We start from the raw sequence: 9,768 nt of genomic DNA on the forward strand, positions 1-9,768 counted from the left end.
TCAGCCACGTGATCATTCTGGCTGTCCGGTACGGCCCGGCGCAGCAACCAGGCGACACATCACAACAGGGCAAACCTTGCCTGATGCGGCACTAGGTGTACTTCGTTAGGTTGGTTTGATCTTGGTGGTCGTGGCGGTGCATGCTGCGGCTCGTGGATCTTGGCGAGGTGGAGAAGCTCCGCGGGGACCTCGGTAATTTCGTGGCTGAGGTCTTCGCGTCCCTGGCGCGCAAGGACCAGCGCCGGCAAGGAGATTGCTATCTGCGCGGGTTGATGCTGGATGGGCGGCGCAAGTCTGTCCGGCCCATGGCGGAGCGGCTTCCGGACGGCAATATGCAGGCTCTGCAGCAGTTTGTCAGCCAGTCGCCGTGGGACCACGTTCCGGTGCTGCGGAATATCGCCCGGAAGATGATCTCCGCCATCAGTCCCGAGGCGTGGGTGATCGACGACACCTCGTTCCCGAAATCCGGTGACCAGTCGGTGGCTGTGTCCCGGCAGTACTGTGGTGCGCTGGGCAAACGCTCGCCCTGCCAGGTCGGAGTGAGCGTTCACGCCGTCACCGACCAGGCCTCGTGCCCGCTGTCGTGGCGGCTGTTCGTGCCGCCGGAATGGGGCGACCGCGACGATATCCGCAGGAAACGGACCGGTCTCCCGCCGGAGACCGGGCACGTCGAGAAGTGGCGGCTGGCGATCGACATGCTGGACGAATCGATCACCTGGGGACTTGCTCCGCAGGTCGTGGTCGCCGACGCGGGCTGCATGGCGGAAGGCTCCAGAACCCAGACCACCTGATCACAGACTCCTACCAGTACATCACCGCGTTCCGCCCCCTTTCAGCTCCCAGAGGGCCGCGTAGGCGTCGGCCTTGGCCTGTGGCGGGCTTGGGTCCGGGCTCGGAGGCGGTAGTGCAGGGATGCGCCTGACGGGGGTCAGGCCGGTGGCCTGCCGATGGTCAGGAACAGCCGCATGGCCGCGTTTCGTACCGGCGCGATCCGACGCGGGGTGTGCACCGCGCGGTTCATCAGCCGGGCGGCGCGCACGAGACGCTGGGTGGGGCGGCGACGGGCCGCGTCGTAGGCGGCGAGGGCGTCTTCGACGCGCGCGCGTGCGGTGAGCTCGCGGGCGACGGTGACGCCGTCGACGAGCGCCTTGCACGCGCCCCTGCCGAGGTCGGGGGTCATCGCGTGGGCCGCATCGCCGATGAGGGCGATGCGGCCGCTGACGTAGCTCGGCAGGGGCGTGGCGAGGTCGTAGAGGTCGTTGCGCTGCACGCCCGTGCCGCCGGTCTGCGCCAGGTGGTTCAGGACCCGGCGCACGCCGGGATGCCAGTCGCCGAACCACGCCTGCAGGGCTGCCAGATCGCCGCCCGGCACGGGCACGCGCTCGGCTGCCGGGGCACAGGCGAACCAGTTCGTGCGGCCGCCTGCGCGCGGGATGACGCCGAAGCGGGCGCGCCGCCCCCACGTCTCGGTCATCCCGTCGGTGTCGAGGTCGGCGGTGCCGTGCCAGGCGGTGACGCCGGAGTAGCGGGGGCGGTGCGCGTCACCGAAGAGCGCCGCGCGGGCCCGGCTGCGCAAGCCGTCGGCGGCGATGACCACGTCGTAGCCGGTGAGCTCGCGGAGGTCGGTCACCGCGGATCCGTAGCGCACGACCCCGTCGGCGAGCGCGGAGGTCAGCGTCTGCAGCAGCGCGGGCCGGGCGGTCACGTGGACGGCGTCGCCGGTGCGGCGGCGCAGGGCGGCCATGTCGACGTTGCCGATGAGGCCGCCGTCGGGGCGTACGAATGTGCCGTACGTCGCTGGCCGGGCGAGTCGGCGGGTTCTGTCGCCGAGGCCGAGGGTGTCGAGCGCCTGCAGTGCGCCGGGCCACAGGCCGAGCGAGGTACCGGTGTCGGGCGGCGCGGGGGCCCGTTCGTGGACCTCGACGTCCCAGCCGTCGGCCTGCAGGTGCACGGCGGCGGCGAGGCCCCCGATGCCGCCGCCCACGATGATCGCTTTTCTGGGCATGCCACCACGCTACTATGTTTGTAGTAGACGCACTATGTTTATAGTCAAGATCGCAGCAGGCCGACGGAGGGACGGGTGCGGATGCCGGGCAGGCGCGACCAGGTGCTGGACGCGGCCGTGAAGGTGCTGGGTACCGGCGGCCTGCGCGGCCTGACGTACCAGGCCGTCGACAAGGCGGCCGTGGTGCCGGCCGGCACCACGTCCAACCACTTCCGCAGCCGCGACCTCCTTGTGACAGGCGTCGTGGCCCACCTCGAGGCGCTCGACGCCCGCGACTGGAAGCGCTTCGCGGCCACCCCGGTGGACGGTGGCCCCGAGGCGCTGGCCGGCGCCCTGGCCCACACGGTCCAGCACGTGCTCGGCCCCGCCCGGCACCGCACCACCGCCCGCTACGCGCTGGCGCTCGAGGGCATCGTCCGCCCCGCGGTGCGCGAGCCGTTGAGCCGCGCGCGCGAGTCGCTGATCGAACTGACCTCAAAGTGGCTGGCGGACCTCGGGTCGCCCGCACCGCGGGAGCACTGCAGAATCCTCTTCGACTACCTCGATGGCCTGATGTTCCATCAGGTCGCCATGCCCGAGGCCGATTTCGCCCCAGAACCGGGCATCCGCACGGTGCTCAGCGCGTTCCTGCCCCCGGCCGCACCGGATCGACAGAGCTGACGAAGCACCGCCTGGCTGTTGCCGACGAGTCAACCAGTGCACCGGCAAGGCGCTGCTGGCGTGTCGAACGCACACCAATGATCGGTGCCACTCGGCCGAAGTCACCGCTTCACGACGAGCGCGCCGACCAGGACGTGATGGCGGAACGGATCGATGCGCCTCAATGAGCCCCTTCGGCACGCATTGCCGCGAAGGGGCCGTACGCTCGTTGAGCGGGCCGACACACACCGAGGGGGACACGTGATCACGAGACCACTGAGTTTCGACGAGCAGGAAGAGCTCGTCGGGCACTGTCAAGTTGAGTGAGTGGTCTCCGGGCTGGGATGGTGGCCGGGTTTGTTGATCGTTCGGGAGGAGCTGGTGGTGGAGGGCGCCGGGGACGGGCCGTCGTGCAAGGGGTTCCGGTTGCCGGCGGGGGTCATCTCCCACGCGGTGTGGTTGTACTACCGCTTCCCGGTCGACCAGCAAGTCCCGCAGGGGTGTGCCGCCATGACAGTCGTGGCGGCACACCCCTGCGGGGCGAAAGTCACCCGGCCTGTTCCTGCAGGTCCGTTGCGGGAGCGGGCGCGGGCATGCGCCAAGCCACAACCGCGCCGGTCACGAGCCCCATGACGGCCAGCAGGGTGGCCACCAGGAACGGATCGAAGGAGTGCAAGGACGGGGCGAACCCGATCCCAACACAGACTGCTGCCCCGGTCGCACCGCCCAGTTGGTCAGCCGCGCGCTGGACGCCCGAGGCGGTCCCGGCGTCTTCCTCGGTGACGCCGCTGACCGCGAGGTACTGCAGCCCCACGATGCCGAACCCCATCCCGGCCGCGATCAGGAGCATGGGCGGGATCATCGTCATGCCGCCTGCCCGCAGGGCCGCGATGGCCGCGATCGCGGCCATCGCGGCCGCGGTGAACCCGATGCCGGCGAGCACGCACGCGCGTGTTCCCCACCGGCCCAGCAGGCGGGGCACGAGCATGGAGAAAACGATCAGCGAGAGGGCCAGAGGCAGCATCGTCAGACCCGCGCCGAGCGGGCCGATACCCAACCGGTCCTGCAGATAGAAGGTGAACAGCAGAAACGAGGTCGACAGCGCCCCGCTCAGCAGCATCGTGGCCAGGTTGGCCGCCACACGCGTGCGGTTGGAGAAGAAGCGCAGCGGCAGCAGAGGGTTACGCGAGCGCGCCTCGACACGCACGAACCCGGCCCCGGCGGCCACCGCCCCGGCCAGCGCCCCCAGGACCACCCATGCGGGCGTTCCGGGTTCACCGGCCTCGACCACGCCGAAGATGAACAGCAGCGGGCAGGCGGTCAGCAACAGCGCGCCGGGAAGGTCCAGCCGCGGGGCGTCCTTGGCCACGGGCTGGCCCCTCTCGACCAGGAAGACAGCGGCCAGCAGCACGATCAGGACGAACGGGACCGAGACCAGGAAGATCCACCGCCATCCGAGGTGGGCGGTGATGATTCCGGACAGGACGAATCCGAGCACGAGACCGCAGCTGGCCACCGCCGCCCACACGCTCAGGGCCCGCGACCGGCGCGGACCTTCGGGGAACATCAGGACGATGGTGGCCATTGCAGCGGGCAGCGCGATGGCCTCACCGGCGCCCTGCAACAGGCGCGCGACCACCAGCAGCGCAAACGTGGGGGCAAGGCCCGCCAGCAGCGAAGCGGCACCGAACAGGACGGTGCCGAGCAGCAGCACGCGCCGCCGCCCAAGCAGGTCGCCCAGCCGGCCACCGAGCATCAGCAGCCCACCACCGGCGACCGTGTACCCAACCACGACCCAGGTCAGAGCGTGCCCGTCAACGTCGAAGTCAGCGCCGATCGAGGGCAGGGCGATGTTGACCACGGTCACGTCGACCGCGATGAAGAACTGCAGCATGGACACTGCGCACAGCATCAGCCATGCGCGTGCCGTGGACGGGCTGTGCCCGCGGGAAGAAAGGATGCCTGGAAACATCAGGTGCTCCGTCGCTCAGAAGAAGTTCTGAGCAGCACAAACGTGCCGCTCCGGTCTGATCACGAAGCGGCTGGACGTCCAGGAGGAATGTGTGAGTCGAACGTCCCGCCGCTAGCGGGACGTCCTGGTCACTGCGGCGCAAGCGGCCGCACACGAAGCAGCAGACATGCCGTGAACGCTACCAGGGCGGAGACGCCCGGCTCAGGAACCTGCCTGACGTCTCATCTCTTCACTTGTAGGCCCGTTCTACAGAGCTTCCTGGGCACGGGATGCTCATCGCCGCGGAGCACCTATCCGCGCGATCTCTAAGCCGGGTTTGGCGGGCTCGGACGGGTCTGGTTGTTCCGTGCAGCTCAGCTGTGGTTGACGCTGGATGCGACCTCGCGTGTCATACGTAAATTGGGCAGCTTTCCTTGCCAAAGCTCCCGCTCGCCCGTGATCTTGAATCCGTGGCGTTGGTAGAAGCGGACCGCGCTGTCGTTGTAGTCAGTGGCCCATAGGCATATGGGTGCGGCTCCGGCCCAGGTGAGGAACTCGGTTATCATGCGGCCACCGAGTCCCTGGCCCTGGACGTGGTTTAGCAAATACATCGGTCCGAGGGTGATCACCTCGCTGCGGCGGCCGCAGAGAACGCCGACGATCTCGGTATCGGAACGGACAACACGGCAGAACAGCAGGTCCGGTTGCCGGTTCGCCGCCTCGATGAACTCCCGCCACTGGGCGATGCCTTCCGCGGTGGCTGACGAGCCACGATGCTCACGGATCCAGTCCTCGTCGATCCCCATCTCCGGGTTGGGGTATGTCTGCAGCCAAGCTTTCAGCAGCAACGGCCCCAACCATGCGGAATCGCCCGGACGGGCGGATTCGATCACGTAGGTCATGGCAACGATCCTCGTCGATCAACCACCGCCTCAGGCCGCTCAGACAGACATCAGCTGACTCTGGCAGGCTGCTCCGTTCGCGCCCTGGTGCTGGCACGGCGGTAGGAGTCGGTGTCGATGACGGTGCCGTTGAAGGTCAGGCGGTCGACGATGACCGGGCAGAGGCGGGGGTCGGTGGCGGCCGTCGGCACGGTGGTGCTGCTCGTGGTCCTGGTCACGGTCGTCGGGGTGCAGCAGGGCGGTGCCGCACGTGCAGCAAGGTGCAGCGCAGAATTTCCATGGGGCAGTCGGCACACGGGTTCTGCACGGGCATCAGGCTGGGCCCCGGACGGGGCGTGCTGCAAGCAGTGCAGCGCTGCCTTGCTGCTCCAGAACACCCCGGTGCAGCTGGTGCTACTGCGTCGCAACTCCATGATCACGGATCTGTGCCTGTGCCGTCTGCCAACTGGCCCCGCCTGCTGACGATCTGCGCGGCCTCCAGAGTCGCGATGCCACAACAAGCGGCTCATTGCTCGTCCTCGAGGCCCTGAACGTCGACAGGCTGCGTGCCGTTGAAGGTCACCAGGATTCCGTAGGGGTCCGCCAGCCGGAACCTGCCCTCTGTGAACCGGATTGCCCAGGTCTGGTCGGCCCACACCACTGCTTCGGGAACTGCCAACGGCAACTCTGGAAGATCCAGCCAGCTCAGTTCCTCGGATGTGAGTTCAAAGTGCCGCTCCCGGAGCCGGGTCCGGCAGTACCGCACGGCTCGGTCGACGAAGACGTCGAAACGGCTCACAACGTCGTGAGCGAGTTGGAGGGTGACCTCTTCAGGCGGCGCGGCCGGCTCAATCACCAGACTGATAACCGCCGCGTTGCCGCTTGCCGGCTCCGGGAAGCAGCCGGTCCAGCAGGCCAAAGGCGGAGGGCTCTCCGTCCGTTTCAATGCAAGCCCGGCGATACGCAGCGTTGCAGGCAGGTCCACACCAATGCCCGAGATACTTGGCAGTTCGCCGTCGTCCGACATCGGCTCAGCATATGCCAAGCCCCATCACGCCGATTACCCGCCAGCCTAGACACACGGTGACCGCGCGACCACTTCCCACTCCCGAACCGAGCCCTATCTGCGCGACCTCTAAGCCTCGCATCTCTGACCCCGCGCCCGAACACATGGGCCCCGGGGGATCAGCCACGACATCCCTGCGGCCCGGCTATGGAGTCGCGCTGTCCAGCGACGGCGCGACTCCGGTCACGTCGTGGTCAGCTCCCGGAACTTCGAGCGCGCCAGCGACCTTTTGAGGGCATTGTCACGTTGGCTGACCGCCTGAGATGATCTTGTGGTTGATCGTGCCGGGGAGGATTCGCTCGTGTCGTCCGCGCCGCCGTCGTACAAGGGGCACCGATACCCGGTAGAGATCATCTCCCACTGCGTGTGGCTGTACTTCCGCTTCCCGCTCAGCTTCCGGGAGGTCGAGGAGCTGATGCTCGAGCGCGGTGTGCTCGTCTCTCACGAGACGGTCCGCCGCTGGTGCGCGAAGTTCGGGCAGGCCTATGCCAACTCCCTGCGCCGGAGGCGGCCCCGTCCCGGGCCAAATGGCACCTGGACGAGGTCTTCGTGAAGATCAACGGTGAGCTGAAGTACGTGTGGCGGGCCGTCGACGCCGACGGCAACGTGCTCGACATCCTGGTCCAGGGCCGAAGGGACAAGGCCTCAGCCCGGCGCTTCTTCCGCGAACTGCTCAGGAATACCTGCTCGGTGCCGCGGGTGATCGTCACCGACAAGCTCCGCTCCTACGGCGCGGCCCACCGCGAGGTCATGCCCTCCGTCGAGCACCGTTCCCACAAGGGCCTGAACAATCGGGCCGAGAACAGTCATCAGCCCACCCGGCAGCGCGAACGCGCCATGAAAGGCTTCCGCAGCGTCGGCGGAGCGCAGCAGTTCCTGCCGCGTTCAGCGGTATCTCACCCCACTTCAGGCCCCGCCGCCACCTGATGACCGCCGCCCACTACCGCACCGAGATGACCACCCGCTTCGCCATCTGGGACCAGATCACCGGCGTCGCCGGCCTGCCTGCCGCGGCCTGAGCACGGAGCCGGAATCCGGCCCCACCACACCCGACACACCGTCAGGCACGCACACACTCAACAACGTGACAGCGCCCGCCGAACTCCAGGCATACGAGGTCGCGATCATCCGCGGCAAGCTCACCGAGATCCGGCGGTTCATCACCGGAACCGTCGCCCGGCACGCCGCCCTCCAGCCCAAAGGCTGGTGGATCAGACACCTCAACACCCAGCTCAACTCGGTCGAGTCCACGCTCGACGTCATCGTCCTTGAAGGAGGAACGATGCCGCGCAGGCGCTGCTACCCCTCCGACACCTGGGACGACGAATGGGCGCTGATCGAACCACTGCTGCCGGTCCCAGCTTGCGAGACCTCGGCTGGCGGCCGTCCGGAGAAACACCACCGCCGGGAGATCGTGAACGCCATCCGCTACGTCGTGGACACCGGCCAATGCCGTTGTTTGAGAGGCGCAAGTAGTTCCTCTCCCAAGCACGGTGACCGCCGGGGTGCTGGTTCGTTGATCCAGACCTGCTGCCGGAGTGCCGGCCTTCGCCGGATCAGGCCAGATCGTCTGGTTGCGGCTGCTTTCCGGCCGCTTCCTGGCGCATCCTTGCGGCGAGGGCCAGGAAGACCGACAGATTCTCGACCATCTCTACGGGGAGCCTGGCCCACGGCTTTCCGTCGCCGTGCCGATGGATCTCCAGCCAGCCTTGTTTCACCGTGACCCGGTCGACCTCGCGCCAGCCGAGCCGGTGGTCGAGGTACCCGACACCGGCGGGATCGAGGTGGGCCCCGAAGAAGTCGACCCGTTCGCCCGCCTTCAGCCGGTCCCTGTCCTGCGGCAGCCGTACGCGCGTGAATGTCTTGTCCAGTTCGTCGATGAACCGTGCGACCCCCTTGTACGCGTCGGTCACCGTGATCTCGGCGCCCTCACGGGGACGCACCCAGAGTTCGTGTGTGGTGACGCTGGTGATCCCGTTTGTCACTTTGGTGCTGCTCCGCCGAATGCCATCGATCTCGTCCCATGAGTACGCCTCCGGCACGTGCCCGGCGACCTCCCGGACGATGCCGTGCTGGTAGTGACCTACCCAGACCTGAGCCTGCCGTCTCGTGAGCGCGAGGAAGAGGAAATACCCGGCTGCGGCGACTATGGCGGTCCCCAAGATGAGCAGTGGCAGCCCGTAGTACCAGGCGCCGTGGCTCCGCTGGCCCTCCACTGCGGCCGAAATCCCCAGCCAGAGCACCGGCAGTCCGACCAGTGCCGGCAGCAGCACCACGATCCACGGAAAGCGCTTGGGCTCGGTCCACACCAGCCCCTGGCGCGAACCGAGTTCGGACTCCCGCGCGACTCTGCGCATGGAGGGCGGAACAGGAGTGGAACCACGATCCGACACAAGCCCCCCAAGGCCAGACAGTTGAGGGCCATTATCGGGGAGAGGAGCCCGTACGGGAAGAGCGCCCCGGCCAGGCGCATCGGTTAAGCGGACGGTCCCGCGCCCTCGGGCCGGGACGGTCCCCCGCTCTTGTCGCCGCACCCGGCCCTGCGACGTCCCGCTGCGCTCGCTCGGCAAATCAGACGCCCGCGCCGGCCACCACGGTCTGGGCCTGACCCTGCACACGGGCTGGGGCACTCATTACTACGGCAACATCCCGGCCCTCATCCTCACTCCAGACTGGTCCAGGTCCCGTACCACCCGCCTGCGGAAGACCTCATCCGCGCCGCTCGTCAGCTGCCTCACCGCTGCGAGTTGTAGCCCATTGCGAGCAACACAAGACCCCGGGCCTCGAATGGCCCGGGGCCCGGCGGGAAAGTCCGCGGGCATGGACCGCCACTTGATGCCGTTGTCGCAATGCCATTGCTTGAGCTACTGAAGTATCGAGGGCGTAAGGGTGATGACTTTCTCTGGAACCCGTCTTGTGCCTCGTCTGACCTGATCTTTCTTGCGCACGATGTACTGCGAGACCGGGTGGCGGGTGTAGCGGTCCGCTGAAGTTTCCCCGTGATCTCGGACACGTCGTCGTTAGGCTGCGAGGGCCTGATCCTGCTGGTAGCGCAGGCGTGTCTCGTGGGGTGTGAGGCAGCCCCAGTGGACGTGCTCGCGCAGGCGGCGTCTGTTGTAGAAGGTCTCGATGACCCTGTTGCCCAATTGGTCTCATGCCGCAAGGTCGAGTGCTGCCAGGCGGGACGTACGTGTGCGGGCGAGGGGCGTTTCGTTCCACCAGGCGT

7 protein-coding genes and 5 pseudogenes are annotated in these 9,768 nt (G+C 67.7%); 5 read left to right on the plus strand and 7 right to left on the minus strand.

Annotated features, from left to right (window positions below; genetic code table 11):
• Window positions 1–152: 152 nt before the first annotated feature.
• A pseudogene (locus ACFYXM_RS36425) lies at window positions 153–755 on the plus strand (IS701 family transposase); the annotation flags it as partial.
• A 173-nt stretch (window positions 756–928) separates the two neighbouring features.
• On the opposite strand, the gene ACFYXM_RS36430 reads toward ACFYXM_RS36425, so the two are convergent.
• Window positions 929–2,005 (minus strand): FAD-dependent oxidoreductase, encoded by a 1,077-nt coding sequence (locus tag ACFYXM_RS36430; RefSeq protein ID WP_389296066.1) that lies wholly within the window; start codon window positions 2,003–2,005, stop codon window positions 929–931.
• Between the two features lie 81 nt (window positions 2,006–2,086).
• On the opposite strand from ACFYXM_RS36430, the gene ACFYXM_RS36435 reads away from it, so the two are divergent.
• Window positions 2,087–2,665, plus strand: a complete 579-nt coding sequence (locus ACFYXM_RS36435) for a TetR/AcrR family transcriptional regulator (RefSeq protein ID WP_389296068.1) — start codon at window positions 2,087–2,089, stop codon at window positions 2,663–2,665.
• Between the two features lie 526 nt (window positions 2,666–3,191).
• Here the strand turns inward: ACFYXM_RS36435 and ACFYXM_RS36440 are convergent.
• The 4 genes and pseudogenes from ACFYXM_RS36440 to ACFYXM_RS36455 form a co-directional block, all read right to left on the minus strand.
• Entirely contained in the window at window positions 3,192–4,544 is a 1,353-nt protein-coding gene (locus ACFYXM_RS36440; RefSeq protein ID WP_389296070.1) for an MFS transporter, read from the minus strand.
• A 425-nt stretch (window positions 4,545–4,969) separates the two neighbouring features.
• Window positions 4,970–5,497: a GNAT family N-acetyltransferase gene (locus ACFYXM_RS36445; RefSeq protein ID WP_389296072.1), complete on the minus strand. Its 528-nt coding sequence runs from the start codon at window positions 5,495–5,497 to the stop codon at window positions 4,970–4,972.
• A 50-nt stretch (window positions 5,498–5,547) separates the two neighbouring features.
• Window positions 5,548–5,673, minus strand: a pseudogene (locus tag ACFYXM_RS36450) (AAA family ATPase); the annotation flags it as partial.
• A gap of 329 nt (window positions 5,674–6,002) precedes the next feature.
• Entirely contained in the window at window positions 6,003–6,503 is a 501-nt protein-coding gene (locus tag ACFYXM_RS36455) for a hypothetical protein (RefSeq protein WP_389296074.1), read from the minus strand.
• A gap of 340 nt (window positions 6,504–6,843) precedes the next feature.
• Here ACFYXM_RS36455 and ACFYXM_RS36460 point away from each other — a divergent pair.
• From ACFYXM_RS36460 to ACFYXM_RS36470, 3 pseudogenes are all read left to right on the plus strand, one after another.
• Window positions 6,844–7,561, plus strand: a pseudogene (locus tag ACFYXM_RS36460) (IS6 family transposase).
• Window positions 7,562–7,635: 74 nt separating this feature from the next.
• Window positions 7,636–7,806, plus strand: a pseudogene (locus ACFYXM_RS36465) (RacP protein); the annotation flags it as partial.
• 18 nt (window positions 7,807–7,824) lie between these two features.
• Window positions 7,825–7,989: pseudogene (locus ACFYXM_RS36470) on the plus strand (transposase); the annotation flags it as partial.
• A gap of 109 nt (window positions 7,990–8,098) precedes the next feature.
• Here the strand turns inward: ACFYXM_RS36470 and ACFYXM_RS36475 are convergent.
• Together ACFYXM_RS36475 and ACFYXM_RS36480 are read right to left on the minus strand one after the other, a co-directional pair.
• Window positions 8,099–8,899, minus strand: coding sequence for a DUF6585 family protein (locus ACFYXM_RS36475; RefSeq protein ID WP_389296075.1), 801 nt, complete (start codon window positions 8,897–8,899; stop codon window positions 8,099–8,101).
• 663 nt (window positions 8,900–9,562) lie between these two features.
• Window positions 9,563–9,688, minus strand: a complete 126-nt coding sequence (locus tag ACFYXM_RS36480) for a hypothetical protein (RefSeq protein WP_389296078.1) — start codon at window positions 9,686–9,688, stop codon at window positions 9,563–9,565.
• Between the last annotated feature and the right edge of the window lie 80 nt (window positions 9,689–9,768).

Source organism: Streptomyces sp. NPDC002476 (genome assembly GCF_042889785.1).
Lineage (GTDB): Bacteria > Actinomycetota > Actinomycetes > Streptomycetales > Streptomycetaceae > Streptomyces.